The sequence below is a fragment of the Pseudomonas sp. DrBHI1 genome, assembly GCF_002205115.1.
GTDB lineage: Bacteria > Pseudomonadota > Gammaproteobacteria > Pseudomonadales > Pseudomonadaceae > Aquipseudomonas > Aquipseudomonas mosselii.
Genome location: NZ_NIBE01000124.1, coordinates 73,318 through 99,681 on the forward strand (window position 1 = coordinate 73,318; position 26,364 = coordinate 99,681).

Below are 26,364 nucleotides of genomic sequence, written 5' to 3' on the forward strand. Positions count from 1 at the left end.
AGGTACTCGGCGGAGTAACGCACCGAGCGCCGCACTCGCTCCAGGTCGTCCGGATGGATGCGCTCGAACACCGCCGCGGCGTCCTGGCGCAGCAACGCCAGGTCCACCTCGTAGATGTCGTGCAGGCCCTGGCTGGCGTAGGGGAAACAGGAATGTCCATCGGCGTTCAGGCGATACTGGTAGATCCCACCAGGCACCTCGGCACTGAGCTTTTCCAGCAGCCGGTCGCGGGCCGCCAAGGCCTCGTGCACCCGGCGCCGCTCGGTGACATCGATGCAGATCGCCAGGTAGCCCACCCACAACCCCTGCTCGTCCAGCACCGCCGTTACCAGCATATTGGCCAGCAGGTGGCTGCCATCCTTGCGCACCAGCGTCCAGTCCGCTGGCTCCGCGCCGCCCTCCTGCACGGTCTCGGCGAACATCGCCTGACCCGCGCCAACCTCGCGACCAAAGCGCACGCTCAAGGCATGGGCCCGCTGGTGCAACTCTTCGGGCAAGACCAGATCTTCCAGCCGCAATTGGCCCAGCGCTTCGCCGGCCGAATAGCCCAGCATGCGCTCGGCGCCCGCATTGAACGTACCGATCACTCCGCGCAGGCTGGTGGCGATGATCGCCACCTGAGTCGCGGCATCGAGCACGCTACGCAACTGGTTGTGGGTTTCGCGCAATGACTGCTCGCTGATGCGCAGCTCGGCGGTGCGCCGAGCCACCAGGCCCAGGGCGCGCTGGCGCTGACTGAACAGGCTGTACAGCAGTAGCGCCAGCAACACACTGAGCAGACCGCCGAGCAACGCCACCACCGGCACCGCCGATGAGCGGTTGGCGGCGAGAAAACCCAGGCTGGGGTGAATATCGAGTTGGTAGTGGTGATCGGCAAGATGCAGCAGGTGACTGCTGGTAAAGCCCATGCGCACTGGCGCCATCCCCGAATCAAAAAGCAACTCGTGCCCACCCTCCGTGGACAGGTCGACAATGCGCACCACCAGGTTGTCGTCGGCCACCGTCGGCAGGCTCTCGGCGATCAGCTGATGCAGACTCAGCAAGGCCATGACATAACCCCGGGGAGGCTCATCCCTGGGCGCCCCATCAGTGAACACCGGGGCGACAATCAACAGGCCACGAGTATAGTCCGGCTGGACATTGATCATGTCCAGCGGCGCCGACACGGCCATGCTGCCGGGGCTCGCGGCCCGGGCCAGGGTCGCGGCGCGCAGGACCTGTCCACCCAGGTCGAAACCATAGGGCTGGGCCTGGCGGCTCGCCGCCTGGGTGTACAGGACCGGATAGTAATGATCGCGCGCAGGCGCTACCTGCCAAGCACCGTGGTCGTCCAGGTCGCGTATCTGGTAAGGCTGGCCGAGCGAGGCACTCGCGCGCCGCTCGAAGTCCTCGCGCTGCGCCGCCTCTACCCGCGGTGCCCAGGAGTAGGCTTGGGTGTGATGCAGCAAAGGACGTGCGTAGCCATCGAACTCGCGGGGGGTGATGTCAGTGGAATAGGTGAAGAACCGGCGCAGGCCATCCAGGCGCTGCGCCTGTTCCTCGAAACGCTCGGCGATACGACTGTAGCGCTCGCTGGCCAGCAGCTCGAAGCGCTGGCGCAGTTGCTGCTGGTAGAAGGTCTGGGTGGCGATTGCGAGAGCCGCCGTGAGCAACGCCCCGGCGACCAGCGCCGCCAGGGCCACGCCCCAGGCCGACAACTCGTCGCCGACCAGGCCAAGCTGCTTCACAGGTACGCCCGGGTTCGACATAGAGGACTCCAACCAAGGTCAGCGTCCTGCGTATTGTCCCGCCCTGTCCTGATTTATAGCCACTGGCCAGCAGGCGTGCCACGTACCTCGTCGGTTCAGCGCAGACGCAGCTGCCAGGCGCGGTGGATACGGTTGTTTCGGGCGAAGTCCGGGTCCAGGGTCTGGGCGCTGATCTCTTCCACCACGTACCGCGTCGCCAAGTGCTCGTCGAGCTGGAACTTGCGGAAGTTGTTGGAGAAGTACAGCACACCGCCCGGGGCCAGGCGCGCCATAGCCAGGTCGAGCAGCTGCACATGGTCGCGCTGCACGTCGAACACCCCTTCCATGCGCTTGGAATTGGAGAAGGTCGGCGGGTCGATGAAAATCAGGTCGTAGCTGTCCTGGGCATTCTCCAGCCAGGCCATGACATCACCCTGCTCCAGGCGGTTGCGCTCGGAGAAACCGTTGAGCGACAGGTTGCGCCGTGCCCAGTCCAGGTAGGTCTTCGACAGGTCCACGCTGGTGGTGCTGCGCGCGCCGCCCTTGGCTGCATGCACGGTGGCCGTGGCGGTGTAGCAGAACAGGTTGAGGAAGCGCTTGCCCGCCGCCTCGCGCTGGATGCGCATGCGCATCGGGCGGTGATCGAGGAACAGCCCGGTGTCCAGGTAGTCGGTGAGGTTGACCAGCAGCTTGACGCCGCCCTCATTGACCTCCTGGAAGCGTCCTTCGGTGGCCTGGCGCTCATATTGGCGGGTGCCGGTCTGGCGTTCCCGGCGCTTGAGCACCACGCGCTGCGGATCGACACCGAGGGCCTGGGGAATCGCGCTCAGCGCATCGAGCAGACGTGCCTGGGCCTTGTCCGGATCGATCGAACGCGGCGCCGCATACTCTTGCACGTGCACCCAGTCGTGATACAGATCGACCGCCAGGGCATACTCGGGCATGTCAGCGTCGTATACACGGTAGCAATCGACCTTCTCGCGGCGAGCCCATTTGCCCAGTTGCTTGAAGTTCTTCTGCAGGCGGTTGGCGAACATCTGCGCGCCTTCCGACAGGCGCGCCGGCTCACTGGCCACCGGGGCCTGACGACGAGGCTCGCCCTCAGTCGCCTCGGCCTGGACCGAACGACGATCACCGGTGACGAACTGGTCGGGCTGGACCTTGAACAGCAACAGCTTGCACGGCAACGCGCCGTTCCAGAAGGCATACTGCTTGTGGCTGCGGATACCCATGCGCTTGCCCAGCTCCGGCGCACCGGTGAACACCGCCGCCTCCCAGCCCATGCAGGCCTGGCGCAGGCGCTCGCCGAGGTTCTGATAGAGGTACAGCAGGCTGGCTTCGTCGCCCAGGCGCTCGCCGTACGGCGGGTTGCTGATCACCAGACCTTTCTGGTTCTGGTCCGGACGCGGTTCGAAGCTGGCCACCTCGCCCTGGTAGATTTTCACCCAGTCGCCGAGGCCCGCGCGCTCGACGTTGTTGCGCCCGGGCTGGATCAGTCGCGGGTCGGCCTCATAGCCGCGGATCCACAGCGCTGGCTTGGCCAGGCCGGCTTGGGCACGGGCCTGGGCCTCATCGTGTACCTTGCGCCACAGCGCCGGCACATGGCCGAGCCAGGCGCTGAACCCCCAGCGCTCGCGCTTGAGGTTGGGGGCGATATCGGCGGCGATCATTGCCGCCTCGACCAGGAAGGTGCCCACGCCGCACATCGGGTCGGCCAAGGCGCCGCCCTCGGCCGCGATGCGTGGCCAGCCGGCGCGGATCAGCACCGCCGCCGCCAGGTTTTCCTTCAGGGGCGCAGCGCCCTGCTGCAGACGATAGCCACGCTGATGCAGGCTGTGGCCGGACAGGTCGAGGGACAGAATCGCCTCGCCGCGGTCCAGGCGCAGGTGTACGCGCACATCCGGGTCGACCTTCTCTACCGACGGGCGCAGGCCTTCGCGGTTGCGCAGCTTGTCGACGATCGCATCCTTGACCTTGAGGGCGCCGAAATGGGTGTTGTCGATGCCCGAGCCATGGCCGCTGAATTCCACCGCCAAGGTGCCATCGGCCGCCAGATGGTCGGCCCAGTCGACGGCGTGTACGCCGTCGTACAGGTCGTCGGCGTTTTTCATCGAGAAGCGCTTGAGCACAAGCAACACGCGGTTGGCCAGGCGCGACCAGAGGCATAGGCGGTAGGCGGTTTCCATGTCGGCATCGCCGCGAATGGCCGAGGTGTGCTCACGCACCTCATTCAACCCCAGTTGGCGGGCCTCCTCGGCGAGCAGGCCTTCAAGACCCTTGGGGCAGGTAAGGTAAAGTTCGAAACGGTCCGACATGTGCAATCCAGAGCCTTTGGCTAGGTAAATGGCAAGCCGACGCATCGGCTGCCGCTGTTTGCCCGGACGCCTTTCCAGCAGGCGTCCGGGTGGCCCGGCGAAACGCTCGCCAAGCCTGGCCGCCCGGTCGATCACTCCTTTGCCGGGTGGCGCAAGAAGCTTTGATCGTCGGGCAGTATGAAAATTGCGTGGACGTGGGGCTCAGATGTGACCCTTCGTCGCATTACCAAATATTACTGTGATCATCCAGCAACGCTGGCCAATTGACGTCAAGGTTGACTAAACCCTGATCATAGCGGGCTCAACGGCAAACAAGGTTGAGTCGCATTTATTTACTTATCCCCTCACCCTCGGAAAGGTTACGTCCTTATGACAAATCGATCATTCACACTGTGACTCGCATTCGTTAGAACTGATCTCAGGCCGCACCGCAACGGGGCGGCACTTCCAGCCCGCGACGCCGGCAGCGGGCGCACACCGGCAGAACGATTCTGCCCGGCCTCGGAGAGGCCGACGGGACATTACAGTCAACAAGTGAGGGCAACACCCTATGAGAAGACTTAAGCGTGATCCGTTGGAAAGAGCATATTCACGTGGCTACCAGTATGGGGTCACCGGCAAATCCCGCGAACTTTGCCCCTTCAATCTACCCTCTGTACGCCAAGCCTGGATCAACGGCTGGCGCGAAGGTCGCGGCGACAACTGGGATGGCATGACCGGCACCGCTGGCATTCATAGACTCAACGAAAATCACGCCGTTGGCTGAACGAGGACGCTGAATTCGAGTCACCATGCGCGCCCTATCCGGGCGGCGGGCTGCGGCCCAGGGGCCCCTTTGAAGGGGCCCTTTTTTATGCCCTTGTCCTGCATCAATGCGCGAAATGTCCCTCGAAACTACCTTGGCATCGCGGCGATGGCATCCACCGCTTCGCGGATCAGCGCCGGGCCTTTATAGATGAAGCCCGAATAGATCTGCACCAGGCTCGCCCCTGCGGCAATCTTCTCAGCCGCATGGCGCCCCTCGGTGATCCCGCCCGCAGCGATAATCGGCAGCTTGCCGCCCAGCTCACCAGCGAGCACCTTCACCGTGTGGGTACTCTTCTCCAGCACCGGCGCACCCGACAAGCCGCCGGCCTCGCCGCCATACGGCAGGCCTTCGACACCCTCGCGCCCCAGGGTGGTATTGGTGGCGATTACCGCATCCATCCCCGATTCGACCAGCGCCGCAGCCACCAGGGCGATCTCCTCGTCACTCATGTCCGGCGCGATCTTGATCGCCAGCGGTACGCGCTTGCCGTTCGCCTGTGCCAGTTTCTCACGGCGCTCGGCCAGGGCATCGAGCAGTTGCTTGAGCGAGTCGCCGAACTGCAATGAACGCAGGCCCGGGGTATTCGGCGAGCTGACGTTGACGGTGATGTAGCTGGCGTCGTTGTAGACCTTCTCCAGGCAGATCAGGTAGTCGTCCTGGGCCCGCTCGACCGGGGTGTCGAAGTTCTTGCCGATGTTGATGCCCAGCACACCGGTGTACTTCGCGGCACGTACCCGCGCCAGCAGGTTATCGACGCCCAGGTTGTTGAAGCCCATGCGATTGATGATGGCGGTGGCCTCCGGCAGGCGGAACAGCCGTGGCTTGGGGTTGCCCGGCTGCGGACGCGGCGTCACGGTGCCGATCTCGACGAAGCCGAAGCCCAGCTGGGCAAAGCCGTCGATGGCCGCGCCGTTCTTGTCCAGGCCGGCGGCCAGGCCAACCGGGTTGGCGAAGTTCAAGCCCATCACCGTTACCGGCAACGCCGCCGGCTGCTTGCACAGCAGGCCGTTGAGCCCAAGGCGGCCACCGGCGCCGATCAGGTCCAGCGAGAGGTCATGGGAGGTTTCCGGGGAGAGCTTGAACAGCAGCTGGCGGGCCAGGGTATACATGGGCGGGCGGACTCGCGGTGTGTGAGGGGGCGATTATAGCCAGCGCGCCGCCGGGGCGACAGGGCCATGGCACATGGGTTGCTAAGTCTGTTGCATGCAGCCATCCGCGATCGCCCGAGGATTTTCGTGAACACAGCCCTCCCGACAACGCCCCTGGCCTGGGTCAACGGCAGCGACGCGCCGGAAAAGCCCAGCCTGGACATCGGCTTCATGGCCCTGACCGACTGCGCCTCGGTGGTGGTCGCTGCCACCCAGGGCTTCGCCCAGCAGTTCGGCCTGACCCTCAACCTGCGCCGCCAAGCCTCCTGGGCCGGGCTGCGCGACAGGCTGGTCAGTGGCGAGCTGGACGCCGCCCACTGCCTCTATGGCCTGGTGTACGCAGTACACCTGGGCATCGGCGGCGTACCTGCCAGCCCTTTGGCCGTGCTCATGGGCCTGAACCAGAACGCCCAGGCCATCAACCTCTCCCCTGCACTGCAACGCAAAGGCGTGACCAGCCCCGAGGCACTGGCGCGGCTCGTGCACCAGCAGGGTGCGCGATTGACCTTCGCCCAGACCTTTCCCACCGGCACCCATGCCCTTTGGCTGTACTATTGGCTCGCCAGCCAGGGCATCCACCCGCTGCACGACGTCACCAGCGTGGTAGTGCCGCCGGCGCAGATGGCCGCCCACCTGCAGGCCGGGCGCATCGACGGCTTCTGTGTCGGCGAACCCTGGTCAGCGGATGCCCTCGCCAGGGGGCAGGGCTTCACCCTGGCCACCAGCCAGTCGATCTGGCCCGATCATCCGGAAAAAGTCCTGGCCAGTGCCCACGGCTTCGTCGAACAGTACCCCAACAGCGCCCGGGCACTGATCAAGTCGGTACTCGCCGCCGCGCGCTTCATCGAGCAGAGTCAGGAGAACCGTCGTGGTACCGCGCAACTGCTCAGTGGTAGCGCCTACCTGAACACCCCGGTCGGCAGCATCGAGCCGCGCCTGCTCGGCGACTACCAGGACGGCCTGGGCCATCGCTGGCACGACCCTCACGGCCTGCGCCTGTTCGACCAGGGTCGGACCAACCTGCCTTACCTGTCCGACGGCATGTGGTTCATGACCCAGTTCCGCCGCTGGGGCCTGCTGCGTGACGACCCGGACTACCTGGCAGTCGCCAGCCAGGTGCAGCAGTTGGCGCTGTACCGCGAGGCTGCCACGGCGCTGGGCGTACCCTGCGCCGACCCGCCCATGCGCAGCAGCCTGCTGATCGACGGCAGCCGCTGGGACGGCAGCGACCCGCATGGTTATGCGCGCAGCTTCCACTTGCACGCCCTGGACGCGGCGCCCGACGCCCGCGTCCGTCGCTGAGGACACGGGCATGTTGCGCATCCTGCTGATCGACGACACGGAAAAAAAGGTCGGCCGCCTCAAGGCTGCCCTGATCGAGGCCGGCTTCGAAGTCATCGAGGCCGGCAGCCTGAGCATCGACCTGCCCGCCTGTGTCGAAACAGTGCACCCGGACGTGGTGCTGATCGATACCGAGTCACCGGGCCGTGACGTGATGGAGCAGGTGGTGCTGGTCAGCCGCGACCGCCCGCGCCCTATCGTGCTGTTCACCGACGAGCATGACCCCGGCGTGATGCGCCAGGCGATACAGGCCGGGGTCAGCGCCTACATCGTCGAGGGCATCCAGGCCACGCGCCTGCAACCAATCCTCGACGTGGCCATGGCCCGCTTCGAAAGCGATCAAGCGCTCAAGGCCCAACTGCTGGCCCGCGACCAGCAGTTGGCCGAGCGCAAGCGCATCGAGCAGGCCAAGGGCTTGCTGATGAAGATGAAGGACTGCAACGAGGAACACGCCTACACCCTGATGCGCCGCCAGGCCATGAGCCGTCAGCAGAAGCTGATCCAGGTGGCGGAACAGATCATCGCGATGTCGGAGATACTGGGCTGACGCCAGCAGACTTGGCCCGGCTCTTGCTGAAATCGCCCCGGTAGCCAACGGCGGTTGCCCCCATACCCCCGACAAAGACGTCGCTCGCCCTTCCACGGCCGTGGACCGGGCAGCGGCGTCTTTTCGTTTCCGCGCCCAACGAGGTGTTCGATGAATACGAGCTTCTGGAAATCCGGGCATGTGCCCACGCTGTTCGCCGCCTTCCTGTATTTCGACCTGAGCTTCATGGTCTGGTACCTGCTCGGCCCCCTGGCGGTGCAGATCGCCGCCGACCTGCAGCTTAGCGCCCAGCAACGGGGGCTGATGGTGGCCACGCCGATCTTGGCCGGCGCGGTGCTGCGCTTTGCCATGGGGCTACTGGTCGATCGCCTGTCGCCCAAGACCGCCGGGCTGATCGGCCAGGTCATCGTGATCGTCGCCCTGGCCTGCGCCTGGCACCTGGGCGTTCACAGCTACGAGCAGGCGTTGCTGCTGGGCGTGTTCCTCGGCTTTGCCGGGGCCTCGTTCGCCGTATCCCTGCCGCTGGCCTCGCAATGGTATCCGCCCCAGCACCAGGGCAAGGCCATGGGCATCGCCGGCGCCGGCAACTCCGGCACGGTGTTCGCCGCGCTGCTGGCCCCGGCGCTGGCGGCGGGCTTCGGCTGGAACAATGTGTTCGGCTTCGCCCTGCTGCCCTTGCTGCTGACCCTCGTCCTGTTCGCCCTGCTGGCGCGCAATGCACCGCAACGTCCAAGGCCCAAGGCAATGGCCGACTACCTCAAGGCATTGGGTGATCGCGACAGCTGGTGGTTCATGTTCTTCTACAGCGTGACCTTCGGCGGCTTCATCGGCCTGGCCAGCACCCTGCCCGGCTACTTCAGCGACCAGTACGGCCTGAGCCCAGTGACCGCGGGCTACTACACCGCCGCTTGCGTGTTCGCCGGCAGCCTGATGCGCCCCCTCGGCGGTGCCCTGGCCGACCGCTTCGGCGGAATTCGCACCCTGCTGGCAATGTACGGCGTGGCCACCGTGTGTATCGCCGCAGTGGGCTTCAACCTGCCCAGCGCTGCGGCGGCCCTGGCCCTGTTCGTCAGTACCATGCTCGGGCTGGGCGCCGCCAACGGCGCGGTGTTCCAACTGGTACCACAGCGCTTCCGTCAGGAGATCGGCGTAATGACCGGGCTGATCGGCATGGCTGGCGGCATCGGCGGTTTCCTGCTTGCCGCAGGCCTGGGCACCATCAAGCAGCATACCGGCGACTACCAGCTCGGCCTGTGGCTGTTCGCCAGCCTCGGCCTGCTGGCCTGGGTCGGCCTGCATGGTGTCAAGCAACGCTGGCGCACCACCTGGGGCTCGGCGGCGATCACCGCCGCGCGGGTCTGAGGCCGCGCCATGAGCCTGCAACTGAGCTTTGCCCAGGCCAGCGCCACCGGACCTCGCCCGGAAAACCAGGACGCCCTGCGCCTGGTGACCCCCGCGCCGGAGCTGGCCGCCAGCAAAGGTTACTTGTGCGCACTGGCCGACGGCGTCAGCCAGTGCGCCGATGGTGGCCTGGCGGCGCGCTCCAGCCTGCAGGCCCTGGCCTTGGACTACTACGCCACGCCCGCCACCTGGGCCGTGACGCAGGCGCTGGAGCGCCTGCTCACGGCGCAGAACCGCTGGTTGCGTGCCCAAGGCAATGGCCAGCCACTGCTGACCACCCTCAGCGCCCTGGTGCTGCGCGGGCGGCGATTCACCCTGGCCCATGTCGGCGATTGCCGGGTGTATCGCTGGCAAGCCGACCAGCTGCACTGCCTGAGCCAAGACCATGTCTGGGACCAGCCCGGCATGCAGCACGTGCTCAAGCGCGCGCTGGGGCTGGACCAGCAACTGCTGGTGGACTACCTGGAAGGCGACCTGTGCGAAGGCGAGTGCTTCGTGCTGCTCAGCGACGGCGTGTGGGCCAGCCTGGGCGATGCGCACATCCGCGCGATCCTGCGCGAACAACCCGACCTGCAGATGGCCGCCGAAACCCTGGTTGCCAGTGCCCACCATTGCGGCAGCCAGGACAACGCCAGCGCCTTGCTGGTGCGAGTAGATCAACTGGGCGCCAGCAATCTGGGCGACACGCTGGCGCAACTCCAGCACTGGCCGCTGCCAGGTGCGTTGCGTGACGGCCAGTCGATCGATGGCTGGCAAGTCGACGGCCTGCTGGCCCAGAGTCGGCAATCGCTGCTGTACCGGGTCCGCGACCCGCACGGCCAACCCTGGCTGCTCAAGACCCTGCCGCAGTCACGCGACCAGGAGCCCGGGGCCGCCCAGGCGCTGCTGCTGGAAGAGTGGTTCCTACGCCGTGTCGCCGGCCGTCACTTCCCTGAGGTGCACCCGGCCAGTCAACGCCAGCATCTGTACTACCTGATGCGCGATTACCCCGGCACGCCCCTCAGCGGACAGCCCCCGCTGCCGCTGGCGCAATGGCTGGAGGTCGCCCGCCAGCTGCTGCAAGCCGTCGGCGTGCTGCATCGGCGCAACCTGCTGCACCGCGACATCAAGCCGGAGAACCTGCACTACGGCAGCGATGGCCAGTTGCGCCTGCTGGACTTTGGGCTGGCGTACTGCCCTGGGCTTTGCGAAGACCCGCCCCATGCCTTGCCGGGCACACCCTCGTTTCTCGCCCCGGAAGCCTTCGACGGCCAGCCCCCCGCGCCGCGCCAGGACCTGTATGCCGTGGGCGTGACGCTTTACCACCTGCTCACCGGCCATTACCCCTACGGCGAGGTCGAGGCGTTCCAGCGGCCGCGTTTCGGTACGCCAGTGAACCCGGCGCGTTATCGGCCGGATCTACCGGAATGGTTGCAGCGTAACCTGTTGCAGGCGGTGGCCGCCGACCCCGCGCAGCGGTTCGAGACCGCAGAGCAGTGGTTGCTGTTGCTGGAGCGGGGAGATCGCCAGGAGCTGACCGAGCGGCCACGGCCGCTGCTGGAGCGCGAGCCGTTGAAGGTATGGCGAACGATTGGGTTGGTGTCACTGCTGTTGAACATGGTGTTGTTGCTGGTGCTGCTCAAGCCCTGAGCGCATTCGCGACAAATCGCAGGCAAAGAAAAACCCGGCCAAGGCCGGGTTTTTCGTGAAGCGTCAAACCAATTACTTGGCCTGGGCTTCTACCTGAGCTTCTACGCGACGGTTGACGGCGCGACCAGCTTCGGTGGCGTTGTCGGCGACCGGACGGGTCTCACCGTAGCCAACCGAGTCAACACGGCTCGATTCGATGCCGTACTGCTGGGTCAGGACTTGCTTGACAGCGTTGGCACGACGCTCGGACAGCTTCTGGTTGTAAGCGTCTGGGCCGACGGAGTCAGTGTGACCTTCCACGGTGGTGGTGGTCTGTGGGTACTGCTTCATGAAGTCAGCCAGGTTCTTGATGTCGCCGTAGCTGTTTGGCTTGACGACCGACTTGTCGAAGTCGAACTTGACGTCCAGTTCAACGCGAACGACTTCGGCAACAGCCGGGCAGCCATCAGCGTCAACGGTAACGTTGGCTGGGGTGTCAGGGCACTTGTCGACGTTGTCGCAGACGCCATCGTTGTCGCTGTCGGAGCAGACTTCGGCGACCGGAGCCGGCGCAGGAGCGGCTTTCTGGCCACCGCTACCACCGAAGTTCAGACCCAGACCGACGGTCGGGCCCCACTCGGTGTTGCCGTTGTCGATGTTGTACATGGCTTCGACGCCGGCACGGGCGAAGAACATGTCGGTGATGTACCACTTGGCGCCAGCGCCAACGTTGGCGAAGGTGGAGTGGTCACGGCCGTTACGAGTGGCCTGGCCCAGGCTCTCGTGAGCGAAACCAGCGGAAACGTACGGACGCAGGGCGTCACCGACGGTACCGAAGTGGTAGGTGGCGTCCAGCTTGGTCTTGGAGCCTTTGATGTCTTTGTTGAAGACTTCGCCACGCGCGTTGTGGGTCTCGTTGTAGCCCAGGTCCAGGGAGACGTCGTCGGTCAGGAAGTAACCGAGGCGGACACCTGGGTTGGTGCCGTCGTTCTTGAAGTTACGTTCGCTGTCGTAGTACTGCTTGGTGACGTTGCCTTCGATTTCGACAGCGCCTTGGCCTTGAGCCAGAACGCCGAACGAAGTAGCGGCCACGAGCGAGCCAATGGCCAAGCCCAAGGTGTTTTTCAATTTCATCCGTTAAATCCCCATCTGGTGATAGTTAAGCAGTCCCACCAAAATCCGGGGGGACAACTCGACGGCAAGTCTAGCAGAACTTGCCGATTGGTTAGAGGTATTTGCTGACAACTAAGTTTCAGCCAGGCCTGCAAATTTCTCTCTAAGCTTGTCGAGCGCACGCTTGTAGCGCATCTTCGTGGCGCTCAGGCCCATGTGCATGATGTCCGCGATCTCCTGGAATTCCAGCTCTGCGACAAATCGCAGCACCAGGATTTCCCGGTCGATCGGGTTCACATGCACCAGCCATCTGTCCAGCCCGCCTTTTTCCTCCGGCTTCGGTGCCTTGTCCTCGGACGCCTCTTCGACAGGGTCCAGACTCAGGGCATCCATCAGCCGGCGCTTGCGACGCTCCTTGCGGTACTGGGTGATGCATTCGTTGTAGGTGATGCTGTAGAGCCAGGTCTTGAACTTGGACTTGCCCTCGAAGTTCTTCAACCCGTAGAGCACCTTGAGCATCACCTCCTGACAGACATCGTCGGCATCCCGATCGTTCCCCAGGTAGCGCGCGCAGACGTTGAACAGCGTGCGCTGGTAGCGGCGCATCAGCTCCTCGTAGGCGCGGGTGACGTGAAACAGCTCCTCATGCGATCGCGCCACCAACTCCTCGTCGGTGAGCTCGCGGGGGTCATAGCGCATGGGCGGCGAATGAACTTTATTCAAAACGGATCTGGCCGACAGTCAGGTCAATGTCGCCGCTCGGCCCCTGGGCCGATTTTTGCGGCGGCATACATTAACAGCTTTTGCGCGGTTAGCGGCTATTCACGCGCTGCTCGAGCAGCTCGCGATTAGACAGCGACACCAGTTCGCCCTCATCGGTCAGCAGGGTCGTCTTGACCGTGCCGATCTCCTCGATGTGGCCTTCGACCTCGCCAATGCGCACCTGCTGGCCGACCTGGTACAGCTCGCGCACATAGATGCCGGCCAGGATCTGCCCGGCGATTTCCCGGCTGCCCAGCCCCATCGCCAATGCAATTGCCAGACCAACGGTAATCAAGCCAATGACGATCACGTGGTTCAGCAGGTCGGTCTTGACCTCGAGCTGGCTGATGGCCACCGAGATGCTGATGATGATCACCAGGCCCTGGGCGATGCGCCCGACGCCGGCGGCGTATTCCAGGCCAATGCCCTCGGCGGCACCGCGCACCAGGCCGTTGACCAGTTGCGCCAGAAGCACGCCGGCCAGCAGCACCAGGGCCGCGCCAAACACCTTGGGCAGGTACAGGGCGAGCATGTCGAGGGTCGCCGAGACCCGCTCGAGCCCCAGGGATTCGGCGGCCGAGACCAGGAAGATCAGCAGCACGAACCAGTAGACGATCTTGCCGATCAGGGTCGAGATCGGCACCTGGATGCCGACCCGGGCGAGCATCTTGGTCAGCCCGGTGCCGCTCATCAGGCGATCCAGGCCGAACTTGGCCAGCACCTTGGACAGCAGGGTGTCGAGCAGCTTGGCCACGACGAAACCAAGCAGCACCACCACCAGCGCGCCGAACAGGTTGGGGATGAAGTTCGCCACTTTGGTCCAAAGGGCAGTCATGGCGGTGACCAAGCTCTGGGTCCAGAGATCGAGTTCCATATTCAATCGGCCTTATCTGCGTTGCTGCCGGCGGCAGGTTTGCGGGTAGAGTTGCGACGGACCGGCGCGACGTGCGCCGAACCATTGTTCACGGCGATCAGCAGCGCCTGGCTCCAGCGGCCAAGCAGGCTGAACAGATCGCCCGCGCCGACCTGGCGGTTGGCGGTCTTGAGCACGCGACCCAGGCAGGCGGCGTCGTCGCGGTCCTGGCCGGACGGCGACGCCTTGAGCAGGTCGCGCAGGGATTCTTCAAACGGATCGTGCATGGGCACCTCGCGCAATGTCAGTCAAAGACGAGGGCTGGTGACGACGGGTCACACCTGCCACTGGGACGAATGTTTCAAAATGCCTCCGCTGGCCACTACTCAGGGACCGCTGCGCGCCCCATCGCGACACAAGGCCGCTCCCACAGGCAAACGCGATCCCTGTAGGAGCGGCCTTGTGTCGCGATGGGCTGCGCAGCGGCCCCTTCGATGTCAAACCCACCGCAACCGCCGAAACATCCACCACTGCCCTGCCGCCAGCCCCAGCACGACGATGCAGGCGAACAGGAAGCCGTAGGGGTTTTCCGCCCCCGGAATTCCGCCGACATTGATGCCAAGCAGCCCGGTAACGAAGCTCATGGGCAGGAATATGCAGGTGATGATGCCGAACCGGTACATGGTCCGGTTCATCCGCTCGCTGCGCCGCCGGTCCTCGCTTTCCAGCACCAGCGCGGCGCGCTCGCGGGCCAGCTCGAGCTCTTCGAGGTAGCGGATCAGGCTGTTGTTCAGCTCGTTCCAGTAGTCCCCATCGGCATCGGCGAACCAGCTGTATTTATTGCGCGACAGCTGGGCATAGATGTCGCGCTGGGGGGCGAGGAAACGCCGCAGGCCGGCGGCGCGGCGACGGATCTGCTGCAGGCTGCCCTGGGCCGGAGAATACCGTTCGTCGGATTCTGCCTTTTCTTCTTCCAGATCGACCGCTTCTGACAGGTCACTGACCAGCGCCTGGACCTTTTCGGTCAACAGCTCGCCCATCAGCAACAGCAGTTCGGAGGCAGTCTTCGGCCCCCTGCCCTCGTCCAGTTGCTGCAAGACCTCGTCACTCGCCCGCAGGGGCCGCAGACGCAGGGAAATGACCCGCCGCGCCTCGGCGAAGATGCGCACCGAGACCATGTCCTCGGGCTCGGCGCCCGGGTTGAGGTTGACCCCGCGCAGGAACAGCAGCATCTGCTCGTCGACCAGCGGCAGCAGGCGTGGGCGGGTGTTTTCCTCCAGCAGCAGCTCGCAGGCGAACTCGCTGAGGCCACTGTCGTGGAGCAACCAGGTGCGGGTCTGCGGGTGACTGCGATCCCAGTGCAGCCACAGGCTCTCCTGGGGCTGCAGCTGCAGGTCGTCCAGCTCGGTGCGGGCGATCGAGCGCGCGCCACCCTTGCCATCGAGCACCAGGGCATGCACCAGGCCCCACTGCGCGTTGTCTTCCTCGAACATCAAAGCTCCATCGGTGTACGGCGCGTCACTCGGGCATCTTCAGCGGGCTTGGCGAGACCAGCACGCCGTTGTTGTCGGCATACACGTACTCGCCCGGGCGGAAGGTCACGCCGGCGAAGGTCACCGCGACATTGAGGTCGCCGATGCCGCGCTTGTCGGTCTTCATCGGGTGACTGGCCAGGGCCTGGATGCCGACATCGGTCTGCGCCAGCACGTCCACGTCACGCACGCAGCCGTAGATCAGCAGGCCTTCCCAGCCATTCTTCGCGGCCTTCTCGGCGAGCATGTCGCCCAGCAGCGCGCGGCGCAGCGAGCCGCCGCCGTCGACCACCAGGACCTTGCCCTTGCCGTCGAGTTCGACCTGCTCCTTCACCAGCGAGTTATCCTCGAAGCACTTGATGGTGACGATCTGGCCACCGAACGAGTCGTGGCCGCCGAAGTTGCTGAACATCGGTTCGAGCACCTGGACCAGGTCCGGGTAGGCGTCGCACAGGTCGGGCGTTACGTAATGCTGCATGGGAAACTCCTGTCAGTCACAACGAAAGCGGATGTGGAGCAAGGCTACACCGCAGGAGGCCGGCAGTCATCCGGGACCGAGCAGTCAGTTCGCCTTTACCTGCGAAGATGCCGACACGCAATCAATTGGCGGGCACCGGCTCCATCACCACCGTCGAGGCATGCACCGGCACTCGCGGATCCCTCAACCAGCGCTCCACCAGCGGCCACACCTGGGTTTGCGCCGCCTTGCTGACCAGCATGTCGACATGTCCGAAGGCCTCGAAGCCCTCCTCGCGCCCCAGGCGCAGGAACTGCCTGGCGTCACCGCCGAACTGCTCGAACAGCTTGCGACAGGCCCACACCGGGTCCTGGAAGTCGCCGGCCCCGGCCACCGCCAGTAGCGGCACCTCGACCTCGGCCAGGCCCGCCCACCAGTCCTTGTCCTTGTCGCCGAAGCGGCCGAACAGGCCATTCCAGCGCAGGCTCTCCAAGGCCAAACCGATAGGTTCGTCCTCAGGGCCACGCTTGAGGCGCGAGCCCGAGATCTGCGCGAAGCGCTTGAGCAACACCCGCGCGCCCCACTCCACCGGCGGCACTTTCAGCGGCCAGTAGACCCGGCTGACCTGGGTGCCGAACAGCGCCGCACTGGCCACCAGCGCGGTATCCAGGCAACCGCTGCCCAGGGCCGCCGCCAGGGTGGTGCCACCCAACGAGTGGCCGACCCAGTGCGGCGCCTGCCCGGCCTGCTCACGAACGAAAGCGCCGATTACCGGCAGGTCGTAGCGGGCATAGTCGGCCACGCGGTTCTGCCGCCAGTCGCGGTTGCGCGGCGACAGGCCATGGCCGCGCATCTCCGGGATCCACACATCGAACCCGGCGCGGGCCAGGTAGGCGCCCAGGCCGACGCCCTTGGGCGAGTACCAGAAGCGCCGGTTGGAGAAACTGCCGTGCAGGAGGATGACCGGCACGCCCTGCGCGCGATCCTGGTCGGCCAGGCCCAGGCGGGTGACGGCCAGCTCGACGCTCGGGTCGGGGCTGTTGCCGGCCTTGATCCGATAGACATCTTCGCTGAGGTCGCCGCGGCGCTCGGCACTGAGCAACGCGACGGGGAATTGGGTGGAGCTGCTTTGCATGGGTTCACGAAAAAACAGGTGACTTGAACGTGGGAGCGGGCTTGCCCCGCGATTGAGCCAGACCTGCAGACACTGCTGTCCCATCTGGCGCTATCGCGGGGCAAGCCCGCTCCCACAGTGTGTTGCCTTCAGCGCATCAGGCCGCGCCCTGGCCCTCGGCCAGGAAGAACCAGGTCTCGAGCACCGAGTCCGGGTTCAGCGACACGCTCTCGATGCCCTGCTCCATCAGCCACTTGGCCAGGTCCGGGTGGTCCGACGGGCCCTGGCCGCAGATGCCGATGTACTTGCCGGCCTTGTTGCACGCGGCGATGGCATTGGCCAGCAGCTTCTTCACGGCCGGGTTACGTTCATCGAACAGGTGGGCAATGATGCCAGAGTCGCGGTCCAGGCCCAGGGTCAGCTGGGTCAGGTCGTTGGAGCCGATGGAGAAGCCGTCGAAGTACTCGAGGAACTCTTCGGCAAGGATGGCATTGGACGGCAGCTCGCACATCATGATCACGCGCAGGCCGTTGTCACCGCGGGCCAGGCCATTCTCGGCGAGCAGGTCGACAACCTGGCTGGCTTCGCCCAGGGTACGCACGAATGGCACCATGATCTCGACGTTGGTCAGGCCCATCTCGTTGCGCACCCGCTTCAGCGCACGGCACTCGAGCTCGAAGCAGTCACGGAACGACTCGCTGATGTAGCGCGAGGCACCGCGGAAGCCCAGCATCGGGTTCTCTTCTTCCGGCTCGTAGAGCTTGCCGCCGATCAGGTTGGCGTACTCGTTGGACTTGAAGTCCGAAAGGCGCACGATGACCTTTTTCGGGTAGAAGGCCGCAGCCAGGGTGCTGATGCCCTCGACCAGCTTCTCGACATAGAAGCCGACCGGGTCGTCGTAGCCGGCGATGCGCTTGTCGACGCTTTCCTTCAGCTCCGGCGGCAAGCCGGCGTAGTTGAGCAGCGCCTTGGGGTGCACGCCGATCATGCGGTTGATGATGAACTCCAGGCGCGCCAGGCCGACACCGGCGTTGGGCAACTGGGCGAAGTCGAAGGCGCGGTCCGGGTTGCCGACGTTCATCATGATCTTGAACGGTAGTTCCGGCATGGCATCGACCGAGTTCTGCTTGACGTCGAAGCCCAGCTCACCTTCGAAGATGAAGCCGGTATCGCCTTCGGCGCAGGATACAGTGACGCCCTGACCGTCTTTCAGGACCTGGGTGGCGTTGCCGCAGCCGACGACAGCCGGGATGCCCAGTTCACGGGCGATGATCGCCGCGTGGCAGGTACGCCCGCCGCGGTTGGTGACGATGGCGCTGGCGCGCTTCATCACCGGCTCCCAGTCCGGGTCGGTCATGTCCGAGACCAGTACGTCGCCCGGCTGGACCTTGTCCATTTCCGAGACATCGTTGATCACGCGGACCTTGCCGGCGCCGATGCGCTGGCCGATGGCGCGGCCCTCGACCAGCACGGTGCCTTTCTCTTTCAGCAGGTAGCGTTCCATGACATTGGCGCTGGAGCGGCTCTTCACGGTCTCAGGGCGGGCCTGGACGATGTACAGCTTGCCGTCGTCACCGTCCTTGGCCCATTCGATGTCCATCGGGCGCTGGTAGTGCTGCTCGATGATCATCGCCTGCTTGGCCAGCTCGTTTACCTCGGCGTCGCTCAGGCAGAAGCGCGCGCGCTCGGCACGCTCGACCTCGACGGTCTTGACCGAACGACCGGCCTTGGCCTCGTCGCCGTAGACCATCTTGATCGCCTTGCTGCCCAGGTTGCGGCGCAGGATCGCCGGGCGGCCGGCCTGCAGCGTCTGCTTGTGCACGTAGAATTCGTCAGGGTTGACCGCGCCCTGCACCACGGTCTCGCCCAGGCCGTAGGCGCCGGTGATGAACACCACATCGCGAAAACCCGACTCGGTGTCGAGGGTGAACATCACGCCGGCGGTGCCGGTCTCGGAGCGGACCATGCGCTGCACACCAGCGGACAGGGCCACCAGCTTGTGGTCGAAGCCCTGGTGCACGCGGTAGGAAATGGCGCGGTCGTTGAACAGCGACGCGAACACTTCCTTCGCCGCGCGGATCACGTTGTCGACGCCACGAATGTTGAGGAAGGTCTCCTGCTGGCCGGCAAAGGAGGCATCCGGCAGGTCTTCGGCGGTGGCCGAGGAACGCACGGCCACCGCCATGTTTTCATTGCCGCCGGCCATCTCGGCGAAGGCCGTACGGATTTCCGAATCCAGGCGCGCCGGGAAATCGGCTTCCATCACCCACTGGCGGATCTGCGCGCCGGTCTTGGCCAGAGCGTTGACGTCATCGACGTCCAGCGCATCGAGCGCCGCGTGGATGCGGTCGTTGAGGCCACTTTGTTCGAGAAAATCGCGGTACGCCTGAGCCGTAGTGGCAAAGCCGCCCGGCACCGAGACACCGGCACCTGCGAGGTTACTGATCATCTCGCCCAGGGATGCGTTCTTGCCCCCCACATGCTCCACATCATGGACGCCGAGCTTATCGAGGGAAACTACGTACTCTACCAAGGTGATCTCTCCACTAACTGTATTGGAAAAGCTCAAGGGCGCCCGCCTGCCTGACTGACTGGGCCGGACGCTTGTGGCCTGGACCTGGAAAATAAGTGAGAATGCCGAGCAACCGCGTTCGGCAAACCGAACCTATCATATCCAGAAATCTTCGGCAGCTTAAGGCCCCCAGGTGCAAATGAAACGAACCGCGTTCTTCATCTCCGACGGTACCGGCATCACTGCAGAAACGCTGGGCCAGAGCTTGCTCGCACAATTCGAGAGCATTCCGTTCAATAAATTCACGCGCCCCTACATCGACACGCTGGACAAGGCCCGGGCCATGGTCCAGCAGATCAACGCCGCGGCCGAGCGCGACGGGGTGCGTCCGATCATTTTCGACACCATCGTCAACCAGGACATCCGCGAGGTCATGGCCACGTCCAATGGCTTCATGATCGACATCTTCTCGACGTTTTTATCCCCGCTCGAGCAGGAATTGACCGCCCATTCGTCGTATTCCGTGGGCAAGTCCCACTCGATCGGTGGCAATTCCAACTACATGGAGCGCATCGAGGCGGTCAACTTTGCCCTCGACAACGACGACGGCGCGCGCACCCACTATTACGACAAGGCCGACCTGATCCTGGTCGGTGTGTCGCGCTGCGGCAAGACCCCGACCTGCCTGTACATGGCCATGCAGTTCGGCATCCGCGCCGCCAACTACCCGCTGACCGAGGACGACATGGAGCGCCTGCAACTGCCGGCGGTGCTGAAGAAGCACCACAGCAAGCTGTTCGGCCTGACCATCGACCCCGACCGCCTGACCGCCATCCGCCACGAGCGCAAGCCCAACAGCCGCTACTCGAGCTTTGCCCAGTGCGAGTTCGAGGTGCGCGAGGTGGAGAACCTGTTCCGTCGGGAGAACATTCCCAACATCAACTCCACGCATTTCTCGGTGGAGGAGATCTCGGCGAAGATTCTGGTGGAGAAAGGCGTGGAGCGCAGGTTCAAATAACACACCGTTCCCACAGAGATTGTGCCAGCAGATATGAAAAAGCCCCGGCATCACTGCCGGGGCTTTCTTTTACCTCAACGCCAGGCTCAGGACGGAATCACCGCCGCCTGCCCGCTCATCGCCAGGTCGACCAGCTCGCGGTTGGCCACCGCGTACATCGCATAGTCGGTGCCGCTGGCATTGCGCAGGTCGTCGAGCATGGCGCGCCAGCGCTCGACCATCACCCGGTGCTGCTCGCACCACAGCGCCACCCGTGCATCCATGTCTTGCGGCGCGTCGGCCATCTGCAACACCGAGATGGTGATCGCCCGCTGCTGCAGGTCGATGTCGTCGCGGAACGCCTCACGGGCCAAGGCCTGCCAGTTGTTCTCCACCGGCAGGTTGCTGATTTCCTGCAGGTACCAGGTCAGGTCCAGCGAGCTGCCCACGGCGAAGAAGGCCTTGGCCACCTGCGCCGGATCGTGACCGGTGACGTCCGAGGCCTCGATGATCGGCAACAGGGTGTACAGGTGGGTGGTGCCCGCCACCATGCGCGCCAGCAGTTCCGGCACGCCGGCCTCGACGAAGCCTTGGTAGCGGACCATCCAACGCTCACGGGTCGGACCTTCCAGCAACTCGTCCAGTTTCAGGCCCAACTGGGCGATCTTCGGCCCGAAGTGGGCGACATCGCGACCCGCGTCCTGCTCGTTGCGACGGCTGCGCAGGAACCAGCGGGTGGCGCGGCGGCCCAGGCGCATCAGCTCGTCCATCAGGGTCAGCTGGATCTCGGCAGGGACTTGGTAGTCCAGAGCCTCGATCTGGCGGAACCAGTGCGGCAGGTGGAAGATGTCGCGCACGATCACATAGGCGCCGGCGACGTTCGCCGGGCTCATGCCGGTGGACTCCTTCAGGCGCTGAACGAAGGTGATGCCCATGTTGTTGACCAGATCGTTGGCGATCTGGGTGCTGACGATCTCGCGCTTGAGGCGATGGCGGCGCATCGAGTCGGCGAACTTGCTTACCAGCGACGGCGGGAAGGCCGTTTCCATGTCACGGGTCAGGTAGTCGTCGTCCGGCACCAACGACTTGAGCAGTTGCTCCTTGAGATCGATCTTGCTGTACGAGATCAGCACCGACAGCTCGGCGCGGGTCAGGCCGTGACCGGCCGCCAGGCGCTCGGCCAGTTGCTCTTCGGTGGGCAGGAACTCGATGGCGCGGTCCAGCTTGCCACGGGCCTCGAGGTCGGCCATCAGGCGCTTGTACTCGGCGATTCGCTCTCGGGCGCGACGGGCAGCCAGCGACAGCGCTTGCGTCTGCTTGTAGTTGTTGCCCAGCACCAGCCCTGCGACTTCGTCTGTCATGCTGCCCAGCAGCTGGTTGCGCTGCTTCTCGGTCATGTCGCCACCCTGCACCACTTCGTTGAGCAGGATCTTGATGTTGACCTCGTGGTCGGAGCAGTCCACGCCGCCGGCGTTATCGATGAAGTCGGTGTTGGTGGCGCCGCCGTTGAGGCCGAACTCGACCCGGCCGAGCTGGGTCATGCCCAGGTTGCCGCCCTCGCCCACCACCTTGCAGCGCAGCTCGTTGCCGTTGACGCGCAGGGCGTCGTTGGCCTTGTCGCCGACATCAGCGTGGCTTTCGCTGCTGGCCTTGACGTAGGTGCCGATACCGCCGTTCCACAGCAGGTCCACCGGCGCCTGCAGCAACGCGTGCAGCAGCTCGGTCGGGGTCAGGCGGTCGGCCTCGATGGCGAAGCGTTCCTTCATCTGCGGGCTGATGGCGATGCTCTTGGCGCTGCGCGGGAAGATCCCGCCGCCTTCGGACATGATGCTGGTGTCGTAGTCGCTCCAGGCCGAGCGCGGCAGGTCGAACAGACGCTTGCGCTCGACGAAGCTGGTGGCCGGATCCGGATTCGGATCGATGAAGATGTGCAGGTGGTTGAACGCGGCCACCAGTTGCAGCTTGTCGGACATCAGCAGGCCGTTGCCGAACACGTCGCCGGCCATGTCGCCGACACCGACCACGGTGATCGGGTCTTCCTGCACGTTGATGCCGCGTTCGCGGAAGTGACGCTGCACGCCGACCCAGGCACCACGGGCGGTGATACCCATCTTCTTGTGGTCATAGCCAGCCGAGCCGCCAGAGGCGAAGGCGTCGCCCAGCCAGAAGCCATAGTCGATGGCGATGCCATTGGCGATGTCGGAGAAGGTCGCGGTGCCTTTGTCGGCCGCCACCACCAGGTACGGATCGTCCTCATCGTGACGCACCACGTTGGCCGGCGGCACCACGCCACCGTCCTTGAGGTTGTCGGTGATGTCGAGCAGGCCGGAGATGAAGATGCGGTAGCACGCCACGCCTTCGGCGGCGATTTCATCACGGCTGCCGCCCAGCGGCAGGCGGCGCGGCAGGAAGCCGCCCTTGGCGCCCACCGGCACGATCACCGAGTTCTTCACCTGCTGAGCCTTGACCAGGCCGAGCACTTCGGTGCGGAAGTCCTCTTCGCGATCCGACCAGCGCAGGCCGCCGCGGGCGACGTTGCCGAAGCGCAGGTGCACGCCCTCGACCCGTGGCGAATAGACGAAGATCTCGAATTTCGGCACCGGTTTCGGCAGTTCCGGGATCAGCTTGGGGTTGAACTTGAAGCTGAAGTACGACTTGTTCTGGCCGTTGGCGTCCGGCTGGTAGAAGTTGGTGCGCAGGGTGGCCTTGATCAGGTCCAGGTAGCGACGCAGGATGCGGTCCTCGTTGAGTACCTGGACCTCGTCCAGGGCGCTGAGAATCGCCTGCTCCAGGCGCTGTTGCTTGTCGTCCAGGTCCTCCTGGGTCAGCTTGCGCGCCAGGTAGAAGCGGGTCTTGAACAACCGGGTCAGCTCGCGGGCGATGTCGGTGTGGTTGTTCAGGGTGCTGGCGATGTAGCCCAGATCGAAGCCCAGGCGAATTTGCTTGAGGTAGCGGGCATAGGCGCGCAGCAGCGCCACGTCGCGCCACGGCAGACCAGCAGTCAGCACCAGGCGGTTGAAGGCATCGTTTTCGGCGTCGCCCTTGACGATATGGACGAAGGCGTCCTGGAAGGTGTCGTTGAGCTGCTGGATATCAAGATTGAGGCCTTCGCTGTAGGTGAAGGCGAAGTCGTGGATCCAGAACTCGCGGCCGCTGGCGTGGCGCAGGCGGTACGGGAACTCGCCGAGCACGCGCAGGCCGAGGTTTTCCAGGATCGGCAGCACGTCCGACAGCGCCAGCGGCGTATCGGCGTGGTACAGCTTGCAGTGCAGCTGGCGCTCGCCCAATTGGGTCAGCGGCTGGTAGAAGCTCATGGCCAGCGGCTTGGCTTCGGACAGGTTCAGCACATGCTGCATGTCGACCACGGCCGAGTGCGCGGCGAAGCGCTCACGGTAGCCGGCCGGGAAGCCTTTCGGGAAGTCGGCCAAAATATTGGTGCCGTGGGCCTCGCCGAAGTTCTCCACCACCAGCGCCGAGAAATCGTCCTGCCACGAACGGCAGGCCTGGATCACTTCGTTTTCCAGCTGCTGCGGATCGATGTCGATGCGGTTCTTCGGGTCCACCCGCAGGATCAGCTGCACGCGGGCCAGCACCGACTCGGAGAAGAAGGTCCAGAACTCGCAGTCGGTGGCCTTCAGGCGCTCCATCAGCACCTGCTGGATCTTCTGCCGCACCTCGGTGGAGTAGATCTCACGTGGCACGTAGGCCAGGCAGTAGCAGAAGCGGCCGTACGGGTCCTTGCGCAGGAACACGCGGATCTTGTTGCGCTCCTGGATCTGCACGATCGACATGACAGTGCTGAGCAGTTCGTCGACCGGGGTCTGGAACAGGTCGTCGCGCGGCAGCACCTCGAGGACCTGGGCCAGCTCCTTGCCCAGGTGGGCTTTGGGGTCGAAGTTGGAACGGCGTTCGACCTCGGCGACCTTGCCACGGATGTACGGGATGGTGTGCACGCTCTCGCCGTACACCGACGAGGTGTACAGGCCCATGAAGCGGCATTCCTTGATGACCTTGCCGTCCTGGTCGATCTGGCGGATCGACACGTAGTCCGGGTACGCCGGGCGGTGCACGCGGCTTGGCTGCGAGGCCTTGGCGAACGACAGCAGGCGCGGCTCGCGCAGGTAGGCGACGGCGTAGTCCTCGATGCGCAGGTCGTCGGCGCCCAGGCCTGCGCGCAGCAGGCGGGCCAGGCCCAGGAACGAGGCCTCGTCGTAGACCAGGTGGCCGCCGTCGGCATCGGACTCGACAGTAAACTCCTCGTAGCCGAGGAAGGTGAAGTGATTGTCCAGCAGCCACGACAGGAAGCTCTTGACCTCGGCCTTGTCGTTCTGCGCCGGGCCGAAGGCGTTCTGCTCCACCAACTCCAGCAGCTCGCGGATCTTGGCTTTCATCGGCTCGAAGTCGGCGACCACGCCGCGCACTTCGGCCAGCACCTGCTCCAGCTCCATGCTCAGGGTGTTGAGCTCGGCGGCATTGGCGCAGCGGTCGATCTCCAGGTACATCAGCGACTCATGGCTGACGCCCTCGCCCTGGGTGCCTTTTGGCAGCAGCTCGACCAGCTCGCCCTTGGCGCCGCGGCGCACGCTGAGCACGGTGGTCTGCAGGGTGTGGATGCTGTAGCCGCGGCGGTTGAGTTCGGTGCGCACCGAGTCGACCAGGAATGGCAGGTCGTGGTGCAGCACCTCGACCACGGTATGGGTCGATTGCCAGCCGTGGCGTTCGTAATCAGGGTTGTAGACCCGCACCTGCGGGTGTTCGGGGTCGAAGCGCTCGATGATGCGCCAGGCGGACAGCGTGCAGCCGGCAAGGTCCGACAGCCTGCGCTGAGTGAGTTCGTCCAGAGAGATGATGCCGAAGAACTGCTCGGCGAACAGCGCCACTTGTGGCAGGGACTGTTCGCTGATGTGCTGCGCCAGGGCCGTCTGCAGTTGATGCTGGAAGTCGGCTTTGCTGGCTGCGGTGAAAAACGCCATCTGTGGTACTCCGCTTGGGCTTTGTTATAGGTGAAGCGTCGCGTACGTCCGCCGGGTACGGATCAACGATAGCCAACCCGCGGCAAGCCGGACGGTAAAACCAGGCGTTGGACATGAACGTCATGTCCACCGACTGGGCAGCTTAACGACTGAACGGTCACCGCGGCTTGCAGCGCTGCGACAATTTCGGTCAATGCGCGGTAACTTTACGTTTATCGCGGCCGCCAAGGCTGTCAGAATTCCTTTCCTTTGCCATTGACCCGAGCCGCCCATGCAACTGAAAACCGCCCTGCTCTTCGCCACCCCCTGTGACGACGAGGAAGACAACATGGCGACCCTGTGCTGCCACAGCGACAAGGGCCAGATGTTCCTGCTGACCCGTTATCCGGACGAGGACACCGTCGACCTGACCCTGGATGACGAGCCGTCGACCCTGGACGGGCTGAAGGTGACCCTGAGCGCGCAGCGGCTGCTGATCGAGGTGGCGGCGGGGGATCGTGATGCGCTGAAGGGGGATGAAACGCTGGAGATCATTCTGACCAGCGCCGGAACCGACCTGGATGAAGTGAAGGAAACGTTGCAGAACATCCTTGCCGGGACCGGGACATTCGTGTCCGAAATCTGAGCTGTTACATCGCTCCTACAGGGACCGCGCAAGCCTTCAGGAGATTGACAGGCCACTATCGAGACAGGCATTGTCTGACAACCTGACCAATAAGAACCCCTGTCCATGCTAGAGCTCCAGCGCCCCGACACCCTCGTCGAACGTGTCGTCAGCGCCATCCGCGCCGAGATCGATTCCGGCCGCCTGGCCGCCGAATCGCGCCTGCCCACCGAACAGCAACTGGCTGAACAACTCAATGTCAGCCGCTCGGTGGTGCGCGAGGCCGTGGCGCAGCTCAAGGCCGACGGGGTGCTGATCGCCCGCCGCGGGCTCGGCTCGTACATCTCGCAGACGCCCAGCGGCACGGTGTTCCGCTTCCCCGGCAGCCAGGGGCGCAAGCCCGACCTGGTGCAGATGTTCGAGATGCGCCTGTGGATCGAAACCCAGGCCGCCGCCATCGCCGCCCGCCGCCGCGACGCCGACGACCTCGCGCGCATGGCCAGCGCCCTGGGCACCATGGAAAACCCGCGTAGCGACTTCGCCACGGCCTCG

The 26,364-nt window shown here is 64.7% G+C and carries 20 protein-coding genes; 8 read left to right on the forward strand and 12 right to left on the reverse strand.

What is annotated here, in order from left to right; genetic code table 11:
• The coding region (locus tag CC207_RS22995; RefSeq protein WP_256582316.1) for a CHASE domain-containing protein at nucleotides 1–1,748 on the reverse strand (1,748 nt) is incomplete at its 3' end.
• Between the two features lie 95 nt (nucleotides 1,749–1,843).
• Nucleotides 1,844–4,042 (reverse strand): bifunctional 23S rRNA (guanine(2069)-N(7))-methyltransferase RlmK/23S rRNA (guanine(2445)-N(2))-methyltransferase RlmL, encoded by a 2,199-nt coding sequence (gene rlmKL / locus CC207_RS23000; protein WP_069017315.1) that lies wholly within the window; start codon nucleotides 4,040–4,042, stop codon nucleotides 1,844–1,846.
• Nucleotides 4,043–4,592: 550 nt separating this feature from the next.
• Between rlmKL and rmf the strand changes: the two genes are divergently transcribed.
• The gene (gene rmf, locus CC207_RS23005; protein ID WP_003248687.1) at nucleotides 4,593–4,808 is read left to right on the forward strand and encodes a ribosome modulation factor; all 216 of its coding nucleotides are present in this window, start codon (nucleotides 4,593–4,595) and stop codon (nucleotides 4,806–4,808) included.
• A gap of 128 nt (nucleotides 4,809–4,936) precedes the next feature.
• Here rmf and CC207_RS23010 read toward each other — a convergent pair whose 3' ends face one another.
• Nucleotides 4,937–5,959, reverse strand: coding sequence for a quinone-dependent dihydroorotate dehydrogenase (locus CC207_RS23010; protein WP_088852824.1), 1,023 nt, complete (start codon nucleotides 5,957–5,959; stop codon nucleotides 4,937–4,939).
• A 66-nt stretch (nucleotides 5,960–6,025) separates the two neighbouring features.
• On the opposite strand from CC207_RS23010, the gene CC207_RS23015 reads away from it, so the two are divergent.
• The 4 genes from CC207_RS23015 to CC207_RS23030 all read left to right on the forward strand — a co-directional run bounded on the left by CC207_RS23015 (nucleotide 6,026) and on the right by CC207_RS23030 (nucleotide 10,916).
• Nucleotides 6,026–7,300: a CmpA/NrtA family ABC transporter substrate-binding protein gene (locus CC207_RS23015; protein ID WP_088852825.1), complete on the forward strand. Its 1,275-nt coding sequence runs from the start codon at nucleotides 6,026–6,028 to the stop codon at nucleotides 7,298–7,300.
• A 10-nt stretch (nucleotides 7,301–7,310) separates the two neighbouring features.
• Complete coding sequence (locus CC207_RS23020; RefSeq protein ID WP_062359624.1) at nucleotides 7,311–7,886, forward strand: ANTAR domain-containing response regulator; 576 nt, start codon at nucleotides 7,311–7,313, stop codon at nucleotides 7,884–7,886.
• Between the two features lie 150 nt (nucleotides 7,887–8,036).
• Complete coding sequence (locus CC207_RS23025; RefSeq protein ID WP_069017317.1) at nucleotides 8,037–9,248, forward strand: NarK/NasA family nitrate transporter; 1,212 nt, start codon at nucleotides 8,037–8,039, stop codon at nucleotides 9,246–9,248.
• A gap of 9 nt (nucleotides 9,249–9,257) precedes the next feature.
• Nucleotides 9,258–10,916 (forward strand): bifunctional protein-serine/threonine kinase/phosphatase, encoded by a 1,659-nt coding sequence (locus CC207_RS23030; protein ID WP_062359628.1) that lies wholly within the window; start codon nucleotides 9,258–9,260, stop codon nucleotides 10,914–10,916.
• A 72-nt stretch (nucleotides 10,917–10,988) separates the two neighbouring features.
• On the opposite strand, the gene CC207_RS23035 is transcribed toward CC207_RS23030, so the two are convergent.
• The 8 genes from CC207_RS23035 to ppsA form a co-directional block, all read right to left on the reverse strand.
• Nucleotides 10,989–12,029 carry an OmpA family protein gene (locus tag CC207_RS23035; protein ID WP_028692941.1) on the reverse strand — a complete coding sequence of 347 codons (1,041 nt, stop codon included), beginning with the start codon at nucleotides 12,027–12,029 and terminating at the stop codon, nucleotides 10,989–10,991.
• A 111-nt stretch (nucleotides 12,030–12,140) separates the two neighbouring features.
• Nucleotides 12,141–12,707 carry an RNA polymerase sigma factor SigX gene (sigX, locus tag CC207_RS23040; protein WP_036986838.1) on the reverse strand — a complete coding sequence of 189 codons (567 nt, stop codon included), beginning with the start codon at nucleotides 12,705–12,707 and terminating at the stop codon, nucleotides 12,141–12,143.
• A 112-nt stretch (nucleotides 12,708–12,819) separates the two neighbouring features.
• Entirely contained in the window at nucleotides 12,820–13,644 is an 825-nt protein-coding gene (locus CC207_RS23045) for a mechanosensitive ion channel domain-containing protein (RefSeq protein WP_028692939.1), read from the reverse strand.
• 2 nt (nucleotides 13,645–13,646) lie between these two features.
• Nucleotides 13,647–13,910 (reverse strand): hypothetical protein, encoded by a 264-nt coding sequence (locus CC207_RS23050; protein ID WP_028692938.1) that lies wholly within the window; start codon nucleotides 13,908–13,910, stop codon nucleotides 13,647–13,649.
• A gap of 210 nt (nucleotides 13,911–14,120) precedes the next feature.
• Entirely contained in the window at nucleotides 14,121–15,116 is a 996-nt protein-coding gene (locus tag CC207_RS23055; protein ID WP_088852826.1) for a zinc transporter ZntB, read from the reverse strand.
• Nucleotides 15,117–15,141: 25 nt separating this feature from the next.
• Complete coding sequence (rraA, locus tag CC207_RS23060) at nucleotides 15,142–15,633, reverse strand: ribonuclease E activity regulator RraA (protein WP_023630330.1); 492 nt, start codon at nucleotides 15,631–15,633, stop codon at nucleotides 15,142–15,144.
• 121 nt (nucleotides 15,634–15,754) lie between these two features.
• Nucleotides 15,755–16,747, reverse strand: a complete 993-nt coding sequence (locus CC207_RS23065) for an alpha/beta hydrolase (protein WP_088852827.1) — start codon at nucleotides 16,745–16,747, stop codon at nucleotides 15,755–15,757.
• Between the two features lie 136 nt (nucleotides 16,748–16,883).
• Nucleotides 16,884–19,259: a phosphoenolpyruvate synthase gene (gene ppsA / locus CC207_RS23070; RefSeq protein WP_028692935.1), complete on the reverse strand. Its 2,376-nt coding sequence runs from the start codon at nucleotides 19,257–19,259 to the stop codon at nucleotides 16,884–16,886.
• A gap of 178 nt (nucleotides 19,260–19,437) precedes the next feature.
• Between ppsA and CC207_RS23080 the strand changes: the two genes are divergently transcribed.
• Entirely contained in the window at nucleotides 19,438–20,256 is an 819-nt protein-coding gene (locus tag CC207_RS23080; protein WP_028692934.1) for a pyruvate, water dikinase regulatory protein, read from the forward strand.
• A gap of 86 nt (nucleotides 20,257–20,342) precedes the next feature.
• Here CC207_RS23080 and CC207_RS23085 read toward each other — a convergent pair whose 3' ends face one another.
• Nucleotides 20,343–25,208 carry an NAD-glutamate dehydrogenase gene (locus CC207_RS23085; RefSeq protein WP_028692933.1) on the reverse strand — a complete coding sequence of 1,622 codons (4,866 nt, stop codon included), beginning with the start codon at nucleotides 25,206–25,208 and terminating at the stop codon, nucleotides 20,343–20,345.
• Nucleotides 25,209–25,479: 271 nt separating this feature from the next.
• Here CC207_RS23085 and CC207_RS23090 point away from each other — a divergent pair, with 271 nt between their 5' ends.
• Both CC207_RS23090 and CC207_RS23095 read left to right on the forward strand, forming a co-directional pair.
• Nucleotides 25,480–25,833, forward strand: coding sequence for a hypothetical protein (locus tag CC207_RS23090; RefSeq protein ID WP_028692932.1), 354 nt, complete (start codon nucleotides 25,480–25,482; stop codon nucleotides 25,831–25,833).
• 105 nt (nucleotides 25,834–25,938) lie between these two features.
• Nucleotides 25,939–26,364: FadR/GntR family transcriptional regulator (locus CC207_RS23095; RefSeq protein WP_143496171.1), on the forward strand; the 426-nt coding region annotated here is incomplete at its 3' end.

Coding starts and splice junctions, on each gene's coding strand:
- CC207_RS23020 (WP_062359624.1), top strand. CDS start 7,311: ATGTTGCGCATCCTGCTGATCGACGACACGGAAAAAAAGGTCGGCCGC.
- CC207_RS23010 (WP_088852824.1), bottom strand. CDS start 5,959: ATGTATACCCTGGCCCGCCAGCTGCTGTTCAAGCTCTCCCCGGAAACC.
- CC207_RS23045 (WP_028692939.1), bottom strand. CDS start 13,644: ATGGAACTCGATCTCTGGACCCAGAGCTTGGTCACCGCCATGACTGCC.
- CC207_RS23055 (WP_088852826.1), bottom strand. CDS start 15,116: ATGTTCGAGGAAGACAACGCGCAGTGGGGCCTGGTGCATGCCCTGGTG.
- sigX (WP_036986838.1), bottom strand. CDS start 12,707: ATGCGCTATGACCCCCGCGAGCTCACCGACGAGGAGTTGGTGGCGCGA.
- CC207_RS23080 (WP_028692934.1), top strand. CDS start 19,438: ATGAAACGAACCGCGTTCTTCATCTCCGACGGTACCGGCATCACTGCA.
- CC207_RS23050 (WP_028692938.1), bottom strand. CDS start 13,910: ATGCACGATCCGTTTGAAGAATCCCTGCGCGACCTGCTCAAGGCGTCG.
- rlmKL (WP_069017315.1), bottom strand. CDS start 4,042: ATGTCGGACCGTTTCGAACTTTACCTTACCTGCCCCAAGGGTCTTGAA.
- CC207_RS23035 (WP_028692941.1), bottom strand. CDS start 12,029: ATGAAATTGAAAAACACCTTGGGCTTGGCCATTGGCTCGCTCGTGGCC.
- rraA (WP_023630330.1), bottom strand. CDS start 15,633: ATGCAGCATTACGTAACGCCCGACCTGTGCGACGCCTACCCGGACCTG.
- CC207_RS23025 (WP_069017317.1), top strand. CDS start 8,037: ATGAATACGAGCTTCTGGAAATCCGGGCATGTGCCCACGCTGTTCGCC.
- CC207_RS23065 (WP_088852827.1), bottom strand. CDS start 16,747: ATGCAAAGCAGCTCCACCCAATTCCCCGTCGCGTTGCTCAGTGCCGAG.
- rmf (WP_003248687.1), top strand. CDS start 4,593: ATGAGAAGACTTAAGCGTGATCCGTTGGAAAGAGCATATTCACGTGGC.
- CC207_RS23090 (WP_028692932.1), top strand. CDS start 25,480: ATGCAACTGAAAACCGCCCTGCTCTTCGCCACCCCCTGTGACGACGAG.
- CC207_RS23085 (WP_028692933.1), bottom strand. CDS start 25,208: ATGGCGTTTTTCACCGCAGCCAGCAAAGCCGACTTCCAGCATCAACTG.
- CC207_RS23015 (WP_088852825.1), top strand. CDS start 6,026: ATGGCACATGGGTTGCTAAGTCTGTTGCATGCAGCCATCCGCGATCGC.
- CC207_RS23030 (WP_062359628.1), top strand. CDS start 9,258: ATGAGCCTGCAACTGAGCTTTGCCCAGGCCAGCGCCACCGGACCTCGC.